At 27.5% G+C, this 19123-nt stretch carries 17 protein-coding genes and 1 tRNA gene; 4 read left to right on the plus strand and 14 right to left on the minus strand.

The features are described from left to right. Positions 1-179 precede the first annotated feature (179 nt). From QZ288_RS10420 to gmk, 13 genes are all read right to left on the minus strand, one after another. Positions 180-2570 (minus strand): glycosyltransferase, encoded by a 2391-nt coding sequence (locus tag QZ288_RS10420; RefSeq protein WP_295158618.1) that lies wholly within the window; start codon positions 2568-2570, stop codon positions 180-182. 195 nt (positions 2571-2765) lie between these two features. Further along, on the minus strand, positions 2766-4868 hold the full coding sequence (locus QZ288_RS10425; RefSeq protein ID WP_295158620.1) for a 6-bladed beta-propeller: 2103 nt from the start codon (positions 4866-4868) through the stop codon (positions 2766-2768). Between the two features lie 53 nt (positions 4869-4921). Next, positions 4922-4994: transfer RNA gene (locus QZ288_RS10430), tRNA-Thr, on the minus strand. A 73-nt stretch (positions 4995-5067) separates the two neighbouring features. Further along, positions 5068-5769: a lytic transglycosylase domain-containing protein gene (locus QZ288_RS10435; RefSeq protein ID WP_295158622.1), complete on the minus strand. Its 702-nt coding sequence runs from the start codon at positions 5767-5769 to the stop codon at positions 5068-5070. Positions 5770-5792: 23 nt separating this feature from the next. Beyond that, positions 5793-6245 (minus strand): flagellar FliJ family protein, encoded by a 453-nt coding sequence (locus QZ288_RS10440; RefSeq protein WP_295158624.1) that lies wholly within the window; start codon positions 6243-6245, stop codon positions 5793-5795. Positions 6246-6290: 45 nt separating this feature from the next. After that, a complete protein-coding gene (locus QZ288_RS10445) occupies positions 6291-7745 on the minus strand; it encodes a FliI/YscN family ATPase (RefSeq protein ID WP_295158625.1) in 1455 nt (484 codons plus the stop codon). A 46-nt stretch (positions 7746-7791) separates the two neighbouring features. Continuing rightward, a complete protein-coding gene (gene fliH / locus QZ288_RS10450) occupies positions 7792-8694 on the minus strand; it encodes a flagellar assembly protein FliH (RefSeq protein WP_295158627.1) in 903 nt (300 codons plus the stop codon). A gap of 57 nt (positions 8695-8751) precedes the next feature. Beyond that, a complete protein-coding gene (fliG, locus tag QZ288_RS10455; protein WP_295158628.1) occupies positions 8752-9783 on the minus strand; it encodes a flagellar motor switch protein FliG in 1032 nt (343 codons plus the stop codon). 39 nt (positions 9784-9822) lie between these two features. Then, positions 9823-11526, minus strand: a complete 1704-nt coding sequence (gene fliF / locus QZ288_RS10460) for a flagellar basal-body MS-ring/collar protein FliF (protein WP_295158630.1) — start codon at positions 11524-11526, stop codon at positions 9823-9825. A 232-nt stretch (positions 11527-11758) separates the two neighbouring features. After that, positions 11759-12313, minus strand: a complete 555-nt coding sequence (locus QZ288_RS10465) for a CinA family protein (RefSeq protein WP_295158631.1) — start codon at positions 12311-12313, stop codon at positions 11759-11761. Positions 12314-12385: 72 nt separating this feature from the next. Further along, positions 12386-13312, minus strand: a complete 927-nt coding sequence (miaA, locus tag QZ288_RS10470) for a tRNA (adenosine(37)-N6)-dimethylallyltransferase MiaA (protein WP_295158632.1) — start codon at positions 13310-13312, stop codon at positions 12386-12388. Between the two features lie 5 nt (positions 13313-13317). Next, the gene (locus QZ288_RS10475) at positions 13318-13704 is read right to left on the minus strand and encodes a hypothetical protein (RefSeq protein ID WP_295158634.1); all 387 of its coding nucleotides are present in this window, start codon (positions 13702-13704) and stop codon (positions 13318-13320) included. A 25-nt stretch (positions 13705-13729) separates the two neighbouring features. Beyond that, a complete protein-coding gene (gene gmk, locus QZ288_RS10480; protein ID WP_295158636.1) occupies positions 13730-14281 on the minus strand; it encodes a guanylate kinase in 552 nt (183 codons plus the stop codon). 235 nt (positions 14282-14516) lie between these two features. Here gmk and QZ288_RS10485 point away from each other — a divergent pair, with 235 nt between their 5' ends. The 4 genes from QZ288_RS10485 (at position 14517) to QZ288_RS10500 (ending at position 17491) form a co-directional block, all read left to right on the plus strand. Beyond that, positions 14517-15233 (plus strand): hypothetical protein, encoded by a 717-nt coding sequence (locus QZ288_RS10485; protein WP_295158638.1) that lies wholly within the window; start codon positions 14517-14519, stop codon positions 15231-15233. After that, on the plus strand, positions 15226-15498 hold the full coding sequence (locus tag QZ288_RS10490; protein ID WP_295158641.1) for a hypothetical protein: 273 nt from the start codon (positions 15226-15228) through the stop codon (positions 15496-15498). Before QZ288_RS10485 ends, QZ288_RS10490 begins: the two co-directional genes overlap by 8 nt. 142 nt (positions 15499-15640) lie before the next feature. Further along, positions 15641-17086: a glutamate--tRNA ligase gene (gltX, locus tag QZ288_RS10495; protein WP_295158643.1), complete on the plus strand. Its 1446-nt coding sequence runs from the start codon at positions 15641-15643 to the stop codon at positions 17084-17086. A gap of 12 nt (positions 17087-17098) precedes the next feature. After that, a complete protein-coding gene (locus QZ288_RS10500; protein WP_295158645.1) occupies positions 17099-17491 on the plus strand; it encodes a response regulator in 393 nt (130 codons plus the stop codon). A 157-nt stretch (positions 17492-17648) separates the two neighbouring features. Here QZ288_RS10500 and QZ288_RS10505 read toward each other — a convergent pair whose 3' ends face one another. After that, positions 17649-18710 (minus strand): hypothetical protein, encoded by a 1062-nt coding sequence (locus QZ288_RS10505; RefSeq protein WP_295158647.1) that lies wholly within the window; start codon positions 18708-18710, stop codon positions 17649-17651. Between the last annotated feature and the right edge of the window lie 413 nt (positions 18711-19123).

The following is a 19123-nucleotide window of genomic DNA, read 5'->3' on the forward strand; positions in this document are numbered from 1 at the left end:
AAAAACATCTTATTTCTATTTATTAATTTATCTATTTTTTCTTCTAATATATTTATTTTATTAACTAATGGTTTTGTTACTATCTTAATGCCAAATATATTTCTTATTCTATATATACCACTGTCATATTTATTGTATATAAATTTGAATATTTTATTTAACATATAATATCCTTATTATTATTTTATTTTAAATATGAAATTAATAAATAATATTTTTATATATATATATTTTTTATCACTATTTACATAAAATAAATGTCTAAATAAATTATTTAAGCTTATAATAATTGGCTTTTCATAATATTTATTAATTTTAGCAGATATTTTAACAAAGAAAAGTTTTATGATAAAATAATTATGATAGAAAACTAAAGCAAAAAAAGTAGGGAGCAATTCATCTATCATTTCTTTATTTTCTAAAATTTCTTTTTTAAGAATCTTTTCCTCAAATTTGACAGCATTTACCAATTCATTTATAACATTTGCTGCTTCATTATCTAATTCTAACTTGTCAGATAACTTATTATTTTCAATATCATCAAATAATTTTTTCCAATACTTTATTATATTTTTATCTGAATATTTATCTAAACTATTTTTAGCTTCAATCCCTAATTTTACCCTATACTCATCATTTTCTAATAATTCTACTACAGCATTAGATAAAGAATCAATATCTCCCTGAGGAACAGTAATTAAACCCATATTATCTTTAACCATCTCTAAATATGGCAAATCAAACATTACTGTAGGTATACCATAAGATTTTACCTCACCTAAAATCATAGGAAACCCCTCAAAAGATGAAGTAAATAAATGTACAGAAGCTTCTTGAAAATATTTTTCTATATTAGTTTGATAACCCAGCAATTTACAATTATTTTCTATCTTTAATTCTTTAATCTTTTGCCTAACATATTCTTCTTCATACGAATCTCCGCTTCCAATCATAAATAACTTTGCATCAGAAACTTTTTTAACAATTCTAGAAAAAGCTTCCAAAGCAAGCAGAGGCTGTTTATACATATCAAATCTAGAAAACCATATTATATTTTTTGTATATAAATTTGATGTAAATGTATTATTGACAAAAGTCAAAGGATTTGGTATATAATAAACATTATTAAGACCAAAATATTCATAAAATTTTTTATTTGAGTTAGACAGTACAATTACATAATCTAACTGTTTAAATAAATCAGCCCTACAAATTTTATTTACATCATAAATATAAATTGGAAGTGTAAATACTCCATGTAATATACAAGATATTTTTATACCAATAGATTTTATAATTAAGATATCTGTTAATAATGTATTGGACATCCAAGAATTATGTATAATCAAATCAATATCATATTTTTCTATGTTATTTTTAAATATATTATATCTTTCATTATTATCATCAGATAAAACAATTCTAGTTGTATTATTAGGCAAACTATAGTCATTTTCATTTGGTTTTTCATCAGTAAAAATTATAATATTATATCCATATTCGTTAAAAATATAAGATAATTTAGATATAACTCTTTCCACTCCTCCATTATAAAGCCTATGATAAACAATTCCTATATTATTTATTTTTCTGTTTATTTTTTGATTATTAAATTTAATATCTAAGAAATTAATATTTTTAAACATTTTATTTTCTGAGATATATTTTTTATCAATATATTTTATTAAATCATTTTCTAATGATATAAATTTATTTAAATACTCTGTTCTAAGTATATTAGAGTAACTAAAATATTCAAAATAATACAAAAAATCTCTTATCAATCTTTTTAAGTTATAAATTTTATATTTATCATATAAATTATTTTTCAATAAAAATTTTTTTACTTTATCAAATACTATCAATATATCATCAAGACGCTTTTTATCTTTATTTATATTTCCCAAAATTTGACTGCTGGTTTCACTTTTTCTATTATAATAATATATTGCATTTTTAATAGAAACTTGTTTTTTAGAGTAATATGCTATCGGTAAAAATATAAGTAAATCTTCATTTGTAACAATATGTATATTTCTGCTATAGTGTATCAAGCATAAATTAAAAATATCTCTTCTAATCAGTTTACCGCACATTGACCAATTTCTAGATTCTTCAAACAAAAAATCTAAAATATTATCATTTTCTAATATTCTATAAGAAATTTTATTAAAATCATTTTCGATTTTTTTATTATTATCATACAAAGAAATCATTTTGCCTTGAACAATATCAGCATTTGTTTCTACAGCCTTATTATACATTAATTCAATAGAATTATATGAATAATAATCATCACTATCACAGCTGGATATATATTTAGAAGAAGCAGCTTCAAAACCGCTTAATCTAGCTTCATATAAACCTTTATTTATATCAAAATTTATAAGTTTAATTCTATCATCTAAATTTATATAATCTTCTACTATACTTTTTGAATTATCAGTTGAGCCGTCATTAACTACAATTATCTCTATATCTTTAAAAGTTTGATTTATTAAACTATCCAAACATTTAGAAATGTATTTTTCAGTATTATATACTGGTATTATTACAGAAACTAAAGGCATATTAAAACTCGCAATTATAATTTATAATATTATATCATAATATATATAAAAAAAAAATTATAAATATATAAAAAATTATAAAATATGATAATTATATTCAATTTTTATTAATAATAATAAAAAACAATTTTTATTAAAAATAAAAAAGGCTTTTCAATAATACTATGAAAAGCCTCTTTATTTAATAAACTTTTATTATGGTACTACATAACCTGCTTCTTCTTCGCCATACATATCCCTGTATTGAACTCTTACATTCAAAGACCTAAATTGTCCTGACTGAGACATATTTCTAAAGCTGTTATAGTATATAAAATATCTTCCAAAATCAATATTTTTTATTTTATTAAGCTCCCCTGCATAATCTATAGACAAATCAGCATTTATAGTATAACCATAAGTATTTTTTGTCATTAAATCTAAGAAATAATTAGATTTATTAACTCCTAAATACACCTGATTTAGAGAAATGGCATTATTCTTAGCAAAACTTGATATATCGCCGAAATTCATCATATCAAATACTCTGTCATCGGGACTGCTTACTGTAAAATGTATAATAGCAGTTTTCTTAAAGCTGTTGCATGCAAGCCTTACAGCCTCATAATAAGCATCATCTAAAGCAGATATTCCGCCTGTAAATCTAAAATTATTAGCATTTTCAAGTATTCTTAAATTTCTTGCATCATAATTATCAGACTTATAAACCTGATCATTATAATGTATAACTAAAACCTCATCATTATTAGTTAAGTTTATAGTAAAATTGCTTATCTCTTCTTTGATTCTATTCTCATAAGGCTTAGCAGCAAGACTGTCTTCTATTAAATATACAAATCTATATTCATGCAGTTCTGGAGCATCATAAAAACCAACCCTATGTTCAACAGCCGAATTCTCTGTAACAAAGAAATTTTCAGCAGTTAATCCTATAACAGGATTTGTCATTCTATCTCTTACAGTAACAGATACCGCCACAAGAGGAAATCTATTTAAATACTCTCTGTCTACAAATACATCTAAATTTGCATAATATTCTTCTTTTCTAGTATATACATCAACTCTTCCAGAAATAAAATCTGTAAGATATATATCTCCATTAGGTCCCTCAGCAGCAGAGGTAGGAGTAGCAGTATATCTTTCTGAATTATTAAATATAGTGAAGTCAGAAGCATTCACATCATAATAGAATATCTTATTTCCGTCAGCTATATAAAGATTTCCGTCTTTAGAAAATGATAATCCTCTAGGCTCATTAAATAAATTATGCTTAATAGTCTGAATATAATTTCCATTCAAATCAAATTGCTGTATCCTCTTATTACCCATATCTGCCACATATATATATCTGTCATTAACAGCTATGCCTGCAGGCGAAAATAATTCTCCCTCATTTTCTCCAAGTCTTCCGAAACTGTATAAGAAATTTCCGTCAATATCAAATACAGCTATTCTATTATTTCCAGTATCTGAAACATATAAATTACTTTCCATATCAATGGCAATATCAGAAGGACCAAGCAGCTGCCCATTGCTTACCCCTGAAACGCCTATATTAGTAATATAATTATGATTTGAATCATATTTAAATATTTTATCTTTTTTTGTATTCGCTATATATATATATCCATTTTTATCTATATCAAAACCTCTAGGATTTTCTAATTTTTCATAAGGATAAACTCTTGCTATAAATTGTAAAGCTTTTTTCCACCAGCTAGTCTGCTCTGCTTCTAATCTTTTTCCATTTGAAATTTTTGCAGTAAGATTACCATTAACATCAAATTTTTTTAATGAAGAATCAGCATAGTCCAAAACATATAAACTTCCGTCAGGCATTACTTTTATCTGTATAGGCTGATTAATATTATTTAAAAATTTAGCATTAGTAGAAAAAGCCTTTAAATAAATAAAATTGCTTAAAATATCTTTTTTCTCTTCAGCAAAATTAGCAGAATCATACTTATTAATTTTAGAAAGTATTATAGGATCCTCATATCCCATTCTTGTAATATTAAGCCATTCATTAATAGCCAAAGACATATACCCTGCTTTGTATAAAGACTTGCTATACCAGTATCTTATAAACTTATCTGTAGGATTTGTATTAAGAGAGTTTCTAAAACTAGCTATAGAAGCATCATAACGTTCTTGATTATAATAATGCACACCTCTTAATAACTCTCTGTATGAATCATAAGTTTCTGTGTTTACATAATACGGAGTTTTATCGAAAGCGTATGAAAGCGGTATAGTCATTAAAAATAATACCATAACCGCCAAAAGTTTTATTCTCATAAATCCTCTTTTATATTATAGTTTTGATATTTTATATTATAATACTGAACAAAAGCCCGCTGTCGGAATCGAACCGACGACCCTCACCTTACCATGGTGATGCTCTGCCTACTGAGCTAAGCGGGCAAATTTGTAAAATATTATAAAATTACAGAATAAAAAAGTCAAGCAAACATATTTAGTTTTTATTATGTTAACTTTACTTTATATATCCTATAATGTTTCTAACATAATTTTTAGTTTCCTCTATATTAGGAATCCTCTGCAGCCTATCTACTAAAGAAGGTCCTGCATTATATGCTGATAATGATAAATCAAGTCTTCCGTCATATCTATTGAGCATTTGAGATAAATATCTGCTTCCGGCCATTATATTAGTATAAGGATCTTTAAGCATATCTTTATCTGCTACTCCTAAGCCTGCTCCTGTCTGAGGCATTATTTGCATTAATCCTACAGCACCTTTATGACTTACAGCATTAGGAATATAATTTGACTCCTGCTTTATAACAGCTTTAATCAAATTTTCAGGCAATGAATATTTTTCAGCCGCCTCTTTAATTATATCATCATATTTCGTAGGAAAACTCTCTGCTGAAGCTTTTTTGTATGCATTTACAGCCTTAGCAAAATTATTTGTATTTCCATCATAAACACCAAAAGATATATTTCCTTTGAAAGCATCATTAATTTTTCCATTATCAATTTTTTTATTAGTATCATTAATTATAGATTTATCTTTTGTATTATAACTATCACTATCCGCCGCCATAGCATCATTTAAATATTCTGAAAAAGGTTTTACAGGAGTCTTTGTATTCATAGGAGCAAAACCCAGCTTATTAAAAGTATCCTGAATCTCCCCTATTCTTGTATGTATTCTTTGTACTGATTCTATCATAAATAATACCTCTTATTAAATTATCAATATATATAAGCATCGCTGGAAATATATTCTTTTTTCCATTCATCTAGCTTAGCCTGTTCTTCCTTATTCTTTAATTTTTTATATTCTAACAATTTCTTTTCTTTTAAAAGCTCAACAGCTCTTCTCTGTCTTGAAGCCTCCTGAAGAACTTCCTGTCTCTTCACAAGCTCAATATTTATCTCAGCCATTTTATTTTCATGTATAGCTATCTGAGAATTCAAGGCATTTATATACTCTCCAAGATAAATACTCATATTAAGCATTTCATCATTATTTTCCATATTATCAACGAACCTTATACCGTCGCTGATTTTTATAAGACAGCTGTCTTTTCCGTCTCTCTCTTTATTATATAAAGCAGAAACTTCAGCAACTTCAGCCTGTTTTTGCTTTTCTATATTTTTTCTAAGTTTATATAAAGGTTCAAGGTTAAAAACAAATCTCTTCATAAATATTAATTCTTTATTATCTTCATACTAATCTTTTAACAGAATCTACAGTATAACCATATCATTAGCATATTCTACATTGTCGGAAATATTTGTTCTGTCATCTGCTTTTTTTACATCTCCGCTATTTACTAAATCCTCTTCTATATCTTCACGTGAATAAAACATAGATAAAAGTGCCTCTTTACTGTCAGCAAAACTTGAAATTTCATACATATCCTGCTGTAAATATCTGTCCATCATACTTTTATAATCAATAGCCCTATCAACTTCAGGCATACTTCCTTTAGCATATCCGCCTATCATTATAAGTTCTTTAGCTTCATTATAGTCAGCACTCATCTTTAAAAATTCTCTGGCGGCCTTTTTATGCATATTGGAAACTACTTCATTCATAATCCTAGATATGCTTTTATTAATATCAATAGCAGGAAAATGTCCTCTATTTGCCAAATCCCTAGATAAAACTATATGTCCGTCTAATATACCTCTTACAGCATCAGTTATAGGCTCGTCTAAATCATCTCCTTCAACCAATACATTATAAAATGCAGTAATAGAACCTTTATTAGAAGTACCAGTGCGTTCCAAAAGTTTAGCAAGCTCTGAAAATACGCTTGGAGTATAACCTCTTGTAGTAGGAGGCTCTCCTCTTGAAAGTCCTATTTCCCTTTGAGCCAAAGCAAAACGAGTTACAGAATCCACCATAAACATAACACTTTTGCCCTTATCTCTAAAATATTCAGCTATAGCAGTTGCAGTATATGCAGCACGCACTCTCAAAAGAGGAGCATCATCGCTTGCAGCAACAACTAATATGCTTTTTTTTAATCCTTCCTCTCCTAAATCTCTTTCTATAAAATCTCTTACTTCTCTTCTTCTCTCTCCTATTAATGCTATAACATTAACATCAGCATTTGTATTTCTAGCTATCATAGATAAAAGTGTAGATTTACCTACACCTGTACCGCTCATTATAGCCATACGCTGCCCTTCTCCTACAGTTAAAAGCCCGTCTATTGCCCTTACGCCTGTCTGTATATGCTTATTTATTCTAGGTCTGTTCATAGGATTTACTGATGAATGCGAAACAGGTATCGGAGTTTCATAAAAATTATGTCCTCCTCCTGCAAGAGGCTTTCCTCTGGCATCTAATACACTGCCTAATATCTCATCGCAGCACATAACAGATAATGGCTTTTCAAAAGAATAAACCATATTACCGAAAGTTATTCCATTAACAGGTCCGTAAGTAGCTAATAATACATCTTGATTTCTAAAGCCTATAGCCTCAGCATCAACATAAGTATTATCATTCATATATATACGGCATATATCTCCAAGTCTGCAGAAAGGTCCTTCGCTGATAACCAATGAACCTATAACCTCTTTAACTTTGCCGTAAGACTTTAATAAAGAAACATCATCAACTACTTTTCTGTACTTTTCAAATGTTTTTTTTACCTCTTTATCAAAATCTATATTTTCTTCTTTCATCATAATATCATCAGTCCTAAATCATAATATAATCAGCCCTATAATAAAATTAGAAACCTTTTATAGGCTCTACTTCTTTAATAGCAGTTTCTATTTCATTAAGCTGAGTATTTATTCTAGCATCAATATCTCCGAAATCAGTTTCTATCATACATCCGCCTACATCAACATTAGGGTCTTCCAATACTGTTACACCTTCAATCTTATCAAGCATTTGATAAAACTCATCTTTATGTCTTGCAGAAACTTCCAAATCATCAATATTAACTCTTATAGTGATTTTAGTTCTGCCTTTAATTCTTCTTAAAGCCTCCTGAATATTCCTTATAACTATACCTTTATCTCTTTCTGTAAGCATTTTTACAACGCGTTTAGCTATAAGTACAGCAACTTCAATAACCTGTGCCTCTGCCGCATCTATTATTTCATTTCTTTTATTAATAGTTTCAGCAAGTATTTTTTTCATTTTCTCTGTTAATTTTACTAAATCATTATTACTGTCAGAAAAAGACTTTTCAAAGCCTTCATCATATCCTTTTGCATAGCCTTCTTTATATGCAGCATCTTTTATAGATTCGGATTCGCTTTCTATTTTCTCTTTCTCAGAATTAGCATCTTGTATTATTCTTGAAGCATCAACTTTAGCCTGCTCTGAAATAAAATGTGCTTCATTTTGTTTAGATTTAAATATCTCAAAAGCCTGTGTTTTAGCATCTTCAATAATTCTGTCAGCCTCATCAACAGCTTTTCTTCTCATATCTCTTAAATCTTCTTCCCATTGAGCTCTAAGTCCTGCAATCTCAGCTTCAATCTCTTCGATAGAAGGACCTCTGTATTCCTCCTGCGACTCTTCATAATCTAATTCTTCCTGAGATTTATGATGAGGTACTGCAATATTAACTTTCTGAGTTAGTTCAACAATACTTTTGGATTTAAAAACCTTTTCTGGCATAATTTACTCCCAATATTCTTAAAAACGCTATATATAAATAATTTTCATTAATAAAAATTATACAACCATTTCATCTTCGCCTGCACGTGCAACAACAATATCTCCTTGTTCTTCAAGCTTACGAATAATATTAACAATTTTCTGCTGAGCCTCTTCAACATCTTTAAGACGAACAGGTCCCATAAAGTCCATATCCTCTTTAAGCAATGCAGCAGCTCTTTTTGACATATTTCTGTAAACTTTATCCTGTGCATCTGTATCAACACTTTTAAGTGCCTTAGCCAAATCGCTTGAATCAACTTCTCTAAGTACTTTCTGTATGGCTCTGTCATCAAGCAAAACAATATCTTCAAATACAAACATACGCTTCTTAATCTCTTCTGCAAGTTCAGGATCATCTTCCTCTAAACTCTCAATAATACTTTTCTCAGTGGATCTATCAACACTGTTTATGATTTCTACTATAGAGTCGATACCTCCTGCAGAAGTAAAGTCTTCGCTTGCAAGAGTAGAAAGTTTTCTTTCAAGTACTCTTTCAACCTCTCTTAAAACCTCAGGAGAAGTTCTGTCCATTATAGCAATACGCTTAGCTACATCAGGCTGAATCTCAGTAGGTAAAGCCCCCAATATACTAGCAGCCTTTTGTGCATCCAAATAAGCTAGAATAAGTGCAATAGTCTGAGGGTGTTCGCCTTGTATAAAGTTAAGCAAATGTGCAGGGTCTGTACGGCGTATAAAATCAAATGGTCTTACCTGCAATGAAGAAGTAAGTCTATTGATAATATCTACTGCCTTCTGGCTTCCTACAGATCTCTCAAGCAAATCTCTCGCATAATCTATACCGCCTTGAGTTATAAAATCCTGAGCTATCATCATCTCCTGAAATTCTCTAAATACAGTATCTTTATCAGAAGATTCTATATTTTCAAGTCTTGCAATATCAAATGTTATCTGTTCTATCTCTTCCTCTCTCAAATGCTTGAATATTTCGCTTGATGTTTCCATTCCTAATGACACTAAAAATATAGCAACTTTCTGACGGCCGCTTAATACCCGTTGTTTTTTATCTTTTTCTTTCTCTGCAGGCATAATTTTACTCCTAATTTTTTATTTATAACTCAATAATTATTAACTCTTATCATCAGCCATCCAAGTACGAAGAAGCTGTGCAACATCCTCAGGTCTTTCGTGGCTTACTCTTATAACTTCATCCATAAGTTTCTTACGAGCGGCATCTTCTAAACTCATCTCGCTTATAGGCTCTTCATTGGCATTCATCATAGCCTGTCTTCGCATTTCCATCTGTTTGCGTTCAAGTTCTTCCTCTCTAAGTCTGCGTCTTCTAGCAAGTTCTTTCTGTAAAGCTCTTATTGCCAATGCTAATACAAATAAAAAGAGTAAAGAAATCATTGTTATTATTAATGCTTTTTTTACAAATCTGTCTCTCATAAGTCTGGCATCTTCAGCATCGAATCTATCCCAATGATCAAACTGAATATGGGTTACGCTTACCTGATCTCCTCTTTTCAAATCATAACCTATAGCAGCCTGTACTAAAGAAACAACATTTCTTATCTCTTCAGATGTTACAGGATGATATTCTCTTACATAAGAAGTTCCGTTAGTTATTATAGGCTCTCCTTTTTGATCATAAACCTTAGTCCATCTTCCGTCTAAAGCAACTGCAGCAGATATTTTTCCTATCTGATAACTTCCCTTTTTAATAGCCTCATATCTTTTACTCAATTCATAATTATCCTGAGTATCTGTTTTTGTATATGCCTGCCATCTGTCGCTTTTATCCTTATATCCGGGAGGCACATTTTCTTCAGCACCGGCAGCACCTTGAGGTATAAACTGCTGTCCTTTCCAATCTTCAGTTACTGTACGGCTTGAAACCTGAACCTTATTAGTAAACTGACTGTCATCATAAGGTGTTGCAGGATCATCTTCTTTTAATATTATTGGAAGAACCAAATTATTTGTTATTGAAATATCATCCCAAATAAGTTCTAATGCTATAGTTGTTTCTACTCTGTTTGTATATATTCTTCCTAAAGTCTGTCTTATTTTATTTTCTATCTTTTTTCTCTCTCTGTCAACTATTTTTAATTCTTCCTGAGCTACTTTTAATTTTAAATTGGCAGCCTCATCTGTAAAATCAGTTAATACATATCCTGTACTATCTGTAATTGTTACAAATTCAGGTTTTAATTTATCAACACCCATAGCTATTAACTGCTGCAAGCCTCTAACAGTTTTAGGATCTCTCAATATTTCTTCTTTGAAAGGCTGTGCTTTAATAACTACCGATGCTGTAACAGGAGAATCTATATCTGTCAAATATTCCTTTTTAGGAAATGCTAAATCTACTGTAGCTTCCTGAACAAAATCAAGTTTAGTTAAAAGCTGTGTTATAGCTTTAGTTAAAGATCTTCTTTTGTTAATATCAAGCTCAGCATCTGTTATACCTATACGGGGAGCATCAAATAATTCCCAGCCGTCAACTCCCATAGGCATTCTTCCCTCTTTTACCAATTCTAATTCTGCCCTTGCTTTATCATTTTGGCTGTTAAGAGTAATAAAACCATTTCTATATTGGTATCTTATGTTATTAGCATCTAATACTGCTATAACATTTCTGGCATCTTCCTGAGACAACGGCTGCTGAAACAGTAATGTGCCTGTTTTTCTTGATGTAAGCATTATTGTTGCTACTATCGCCCCAAGACCTATTACTAAAACGCCTATTAAGACGGCTTTTTGCAATGATGTTGTCTTAGAAAAAATATTTTTTATTTGACTTGTCAGTTTATTTATAAAGTCCTGCATTAGAAACCACCTAATAAAAGTTATCTTTATAATTTATCGGATATAGTTATGTTTACTTTATAAAAAATTATGTTTATATATGGTTTACATAACTATTTTTTTCTTTTTTTATGAATATTAGTTTACATAATTATTTTTGTCAACAAGTAAACATAATATTTTATGAAATTTATAATAGACTTTTTAAAATTTTTTTATTAAACTGCATTTTTTATATTAATGTTATTATTATCTAACATTTTTTTATAAAATTTTCTGTTAAATTCAAAGCAAATAATACGCTTTGTGCTCTAATCAAATCCCTATTACCTTTAAATATATTTTTATAAGCCTTAATATAACCTTCAGAAGCCAAGCATATCCATACAAGTCCAACAGGTTTATCCTTGCTTCCTCCAGAAGGTCCTGCTATACCGCTTATTGCTATTGATATATCGCTTCCCATTATTTTTCTGCTGTTTTCTGACATTTCAAGTACGCATTCTTCGCTTACAGCACCATATTTTTCTAATGTATTTTTATTTACATTGATTATTTTATGCTTTATTTCATTGGAATAAGTTATAAAAGAGCCTTCAAAACATTCAGATGAACCTGAAACTGATGTTATGCTTGAGGCAAATAATCCGCCTGTACAAGATTCTGCTGCTGTTATTTTAAGCCCTCTGATTATTAAAAGCTTAACAGTATTATTAGATTTTTCTTCTATTTGTTTTTTTATTTCTTCTTTTTCAATTTTTATTTCATTATAATCTTTAATTTCATTATCATTTTTTATTTCACTCATACAATTACCAAAAATATAAATTTTAATTCATTATATCAAAATGATTATTTTTGTCAAAATATTTTATTTATATTAATTAATATTATAAAAAGATTTTATTTCATCACAAGCTTTATGCAAATCATTTTCATTTATTCTTCTATGTTCTTCACGTCTGAACCAAGTCAGCTGTCTTTTAGCAAAATTTCTTGTACGCTTTTTAATAAGCTTAATAGTATCTTCTAAAGTCATAGAATTATTAATTAAATAATCATAAACTTCTTTATAGCCTATAGCCTGCATAGATGTATAAGTATTATCTATTCCCATATCTATTATATTTTTAACTTCATCAAGCAAGCCGTTTTCAAACATTATATCAACTCTTTTATTAATATTATCATAAAGAGTTTCTCTGTCTATATCAATAATATAGCTTAAATAATCTAAATCTATAATAGGCTTTCTAAGTTTTTTTAATTCAGAAAACTTTCTGCCTGTATTATAATAAACTTCCAATGCTCTTACAACTCTTCTTGCATTAAATCTATCTATATTTTCAGCTGTTTCTTTATCAATATTTAAAAGCTCTGAATATAAACTTTCAAGTCCGTATTCATCTATTCTAGAATAAAGCTCCTTTCTAATTTTTTGAGAAGCCTCCTGATTATCATTTTCTTCATCAAAAATACCGTACTTTATAGCATCTATATAAAATCCTGTGCCCCCAACTCCGAATATAGGCATATTATCTATACTTTTTATTACATCTTTAAATATATTAAGATATTCTTTTATATTAAAATTGACCGAAGGTTCTAATATATCAATCATTTTATAATTGTATTTTTTTATTTCCTGAGGCAAGGGCTTGGCAGAGCCTATATCCATATATCTATAAACCTGTATAGAGTCTATAGATATTATGGCGGCATTATTGAAATAGTTATCCATAAGTTTATGCACAAAACTGCTTTTTCCTGAAGCTGTTGCTCCTGATATGAATACTATTTTTTTCACTTTATTTATTCATCTTTTTTCTTTAAAGAAGTTTTTTTCTTTTTGGAATTATCATCATCTTCAGAATATTCATCATAATCATCTGTATCAGAATCAGTTTCTTTCTCTTGAGAATCATCTTCAAAAATATACTGACTTTCATCATAAGTAATATCAGAATGTTTGAAAGGTGCTTCCTCATCTATAGTCATATCTACACCTTCTTCATATTCATACTTAATTTTACCGTCAAGTATATTTTTCATAACAGTAGGTATATATTTTCCTCCGCTGTATTTAGTCTCGCCTTTAAGAAGAGTACTTCCATTTTTAGCTAATTCAATCATAGCTTTACTAAGTTCATAGCGGTTTCCCTTATATTCTATAAGTTTCTCTAATGGTATTATACCCATATATTAAACTCCATATATTTGATTTTTATAATTTTGAATTGACAGCTTCTTCTAATTTTTTATAAGCTTCTTCAATATCATCATTTTCTATAATAATATCGAATTTATCTTTATATTCTAATTCTCTTTTGGCATCCCAGATTCTAAGTTTAATGCTCTCTTCCGTTTCGGTACCTCTTCCTATAAGTCTTTCTTTCAAAATTTCTATAGAAGGAGGAGTTATAAATATATAATTGGCATCTATTCCCTTTTCTTTTACATATAATGCCCCTTGAATATCTATATCCAGTATTAAAATACTATTTTCATTATCAGCTTTTTCTAATTCTTTAAAAGATGTTCCGTAATAATTATCATGAACTAATGCCCATTCTAAAAATTCGCCTTCAGTTATCATTTCTTCAAATTTTTCTTTATCTATAAAATAATAATCAGCACCATCAACTTCATTTGCCCTTTTCTCTCTAGTTGTATGAGAAACACTAAAAACTGCATTAGTATGATTAGCCATATACCTTTTTATTAAAGTAGTTTTACCTGCAGCTGAAGGGGCTGTAATGACAACGATATTACTCATAAAACACCAAATATAGAATTGCATTTTATTATATCATAATAAAAAAATATTTCAAGTTTTTATATAAAAAATAAAACAAAAAATATAATAAAGTTATATTTGCCTGCATTTTATAAATATTGACACTTATTGTTAATTATTATATACTATAAAATGTGAATTTATTAAATTATTACTCTATCATTATTACTATATCGAGGTATAAATTTTGCTTAGAGTATATTTTAGGATATTTATGAAAAGATATACAGCAGATATTTTGGATATTAGTCATTTGAAATTTGTAGCTATAGGAAAAATAAGTTTTAGAACAAATAAAGAATGGTCTCTCCCGCATTTACATTATATGATAAGTAAGTTTGGAAAATATGAATTTCAGGGTATTTGTTTAGAAACAGCAACATATTCATCTTCAAATACTATTGAAGATACTGCTAAAAAACTAGTTTTAAATATTATATATGATTTAAATAGTTTAGTAAAAAAATCTAGTGATTTAGATAATATAATAAATATTACTTATTCTCATCATCTTGATTCGTATTGGAAAGAATATAGAAGAATAAATTTCAATTTAGCTAAATTAGGAAAAAATATCAATAAAAATACAGAAACTAGTATACTAAAAAAGATAATAGAAGAGTTATTTCCTAACAAATTAGAAGAAATCAATGATGATATACAAGAAGAAATTAATGAAATAATTGTAATAGACAATATAGAAGACATAAATAATTTACTAACAGATTCTAAAAATATAAACAAAGAAATAAAAAAATTAAATGATTTTGCAATTCTTTATAATAGTAAAATTAAAATTATAAATGATAAAATTAATAATATTAATAATAAACTATTAGACATATTATTAAATAATTCTAATGATGATGCCAATTATTCTTCATTCAAAATAGAAGAGCTAGATATAAAAAAGGTGCCTGTTAATGTCTAAATTATATTATGATGCAGAAGAACTGATTAATTTTTTGGAAATTAACAATTATATTGATAAATCTAACTACATAGAAAATAGTGATGAATATAGGAAAGAATTTTTTATATATTCAACTGCTAAAATGTTTATAGTTACAATAAAAAGAATCAATGGAAAACTTTATATATCAAAAGATGATTTTGAATCTAAAGTTCATATGTTTAATATAAATGATAATAATATATTTGATAATAATATTAATAATTTTCTTGTATCTTTATAGCTATTTGGTTTTAGTAATCAATAATATTTCTTATTAAGCAATATAATTTATAAAATTTATTTTTGCATAAAACTATTATATTAATTGATATTTATTTATTTTAATGTATAATAAGTCAAGTTTAAAAATCAAGGAGTAAATTATGTCGGAAATTAGGGTTCGTTTTGCCCCATCTCCAACAGGTTTTTTACATATAGGAAATGCAAGAACAGCATTATTTAATTGGCTGTATGCCAAAGCTATAAATGGAAAATTAATATTAAGAATAGAAGATACAGATCAGGAAAGAAGCACAAAAGAAGCTGTCGATATGGCTATAAAATCATTAAAATGGCTTGGAATAGATTGGGACGAGGGTCCTGAAATAGGCGGTGATTATGGTCCTTATTTTCAGTCTGAAAGATTGGATATATATAAAAAATATACTGAAAAACTTATGGAAGAAGGAAAAGCATATTATTGTTTCTGTACTTCCGAAGAATTAGAAAAAAAATCAAATATGCAGAGAACTCTAAATCAGCCTATAATTTATGATGGAAAATGTAGGGATATACCTTTAGAAGAAGCTAAAAGAAGAGCAGCAAATGGAGAGCCTGCTAAAATAAGATTCAGAGTTCCAAAAAATCAGATTATCACTTTTGATGATTTTGTGAGAGGAGTAGTAAAAACTAACAGTGATGAGATAGGAGATATTATTATAGTAAGAGAAAACGGATTTCCTACTTACAATTATGCTGTTGTTATAGATGATATGCTTATGAAAATTTCTCATATCATAAGAGGAGAGGATCATATATCAAATACTCCAAAACAGATACTTATTTATGAGGCATTGGGATCTGAAATACCTAAATTTGCACATACTTCTTCAATACTTGGAAATGACAGAAAAAAATTATCAAAAAGGCATGGTGCAGCTACTTTGATGGAATATAAAGATGAGGGATATCTTCCTCAGGCTATGAGAAATTTCCTTGCATTATTAGGCTGGACTCACCCCGAAGCAATGGAAACTATGATAGATGATGATATGATTAAGGCATTTAAATTAGACAGATTTTCTAAAAGTCCTGCTATTTTTGATACTCTTAAATTAAGACATTTAAATGCTTGGCATATAAAAAATACCAATTTAGATGAAATTACAGAGCTATTTATACCTTATTTAGTAAACGGAGGTTTTTTAAAAGAAAATTATACTGAAGATGAACATAATTGGGCTAAAAAACTCGTTTCTGTTATAAGACATAACTGTGCTGTTTTATCAGACATAGTTAAATATGTGCCTGTATTCTTTGAAAATGATTTTGAGCTTAATGATGAAATGAAAGAAATAGTAAATAAAGAAGAAAGTAAAAAACTTCTTCAATTCATAAAAAATGAGATAGAAAATACTAATGAAATTACAGATGAATATATGAAAGCATTGATTAAAAAAGCACAGAAAGAAACAGGATTGAAAGGACCTAATCTATATCACCCTATAAGATATGTATTGACAGGAAGTTCTGCCGGAAGCGAATTATCTCATATATGTGAACTTCTAGGTAAGAAAAATGTTCTTTACAGATTATCTAAATACATTTAATTGGGGTAGAATATGATTAATGGTAAACCTTTAATACTTGCTGTAGATGATGAAGAACCTATAAGAAATCTTATAACATATACCTTTGAGCCTCATAATCTCGAAGTTGTTACAGCAGAAAATGGTAAATCAGCAATAACTATATTAGAGCATAATCCCGTTGATGTCATTATTACAGATTTGCTTATGCCTTCAATGACTGGGCTTGCTCTTATAAGAGAGATGAAAAAGAGAAAAAGCTCTATACCTATAATAATAATTACAGCTTATGGTAATACTGAAATGGTTAAAGAAATTATTGCTGAGGGGGTATTCAGGCTTATAGAAAAACCTTTAGATTTTGATGTATTAGTGCCTATAGTACAAGAGGCAATAGAATATAAGAAAAATAATGATAATAAATGATAATTTTATTTATTTACTAATAAAAAACTTGTTCGTCAATAACTCCTGCAATTTTTACGAATGTCGGGCACTCACAAGTTTTTTTATTTTATTGCTATCGATAAACTCGCTTCAAAATAGCTAATAACCTCCTTATTGTCGATTATTAGCTGCTCGTTTATCTTTTTGTTATTGACTCGCTTAATAAATAATCATCACCTAAAACACAGTATTTTATTCCTAAAAGTCTATGAGAAAAATATCTGCCAACTGTTTCAAATACAACAATATCCGTTTTTTCATTTTTGATATATGAATATCTATTTGTGGAATCATACAAATTAGTAACAAAAATAGTTTTATTAAAATCTTTTACTACATAATTAGACATATTTACAATATAAGAATCCCTTATAAAAAATATATTTTTCTTATTTTCAGAATAATTTTTCGCCTCATACTTTATATAATTATTTGTAATGCTCATACTATATTCATTAGAAGACTCTCTTAAATGATAATTATCAACTATATAATCGTCTTCATAAATTCCAATAAATGAGAAATAATTATTTGTTAAAACAGTAAATAATTTTATATTGGAATTAGTTATATGAGGAATATTTCTATTTAAAACATTGATAAGTTCATAATAACCAATATAAGCTCCAAGCCTAGTCCAATGAGTATAGTCTGAATATTTATAGTACAATTGGTATTCATTTTTATATTTTAATAATTCCTGCTTTGGATAAACTATTTTAATATCAGTATTTTTTCTCATATATTCTACAAATCTATCGCTTGAATTAAAGCTTGTTTTTCTTTTAATATAATCAGGCATATATTCTGAATATATAAAATTTTTATCAGGACATATCATTAAAATAAAATCAATACCTGAAGACTTTAATTTATCTCTAACATACAGCAAGTTATTTTTTATTATTTCTAATTCCTCATCGTCAAAATAATAATTACCTACAAAATCGTCCATTATAATACCATCTTTTACAAATAAATTAGATTCTTTACCTAATATAGTATTTTTCTCTATTAAATTATTAAATAAATAATAGTCTAAATATATTTTTAAATATATTATATTATTCCTAAATGGTAAATTATCATTGAAGTAATCTTCATATTCTTTTGTATAATCATTTATATTAGAAATAATAAAATGCGGTTTTTCTTTTAAGTTTCTATTTTCATAATTATCAATATATGTTTTAGGCATTAAATTATATACAAAACTTGGTATTATTAAAAAAATCAAAAAAACAAATAAAATTACTTTATCTATAATATTATTATAAATTGCATGTTTTTTAAATAAATATAATTTCTTATTTATGAAAAATAATTTAATTGAGTATAATAATATCATAAAAACAAATATATAATAAATAGAAACATAAAATAAAAGTATCATAATAATAAAAAATATAATTAATAAAAATAAATATTTTAAACCATTACAATTTATAGATATTTTATGTATAAAAATAAAATAAATATCATCAGCACTATATAGAAATATGAAAAATAAAAAATTTGATAATAAATAAAGCAAATATATACCAATTTTAACTTTAAGAATATACTCAATTCCCTCAAGTTTCTCCCCCTCAATTATTTCATCAGAAACTA

It is taken from the genome of uncultured Brachyspira sp., assembly GCF_910578695.1.
Taxonomy (GTDB): Bacteria; Spirochaetota; Brachyspiria; order Brachyspirales; family Brachyspiraceae; genus Brachyspira.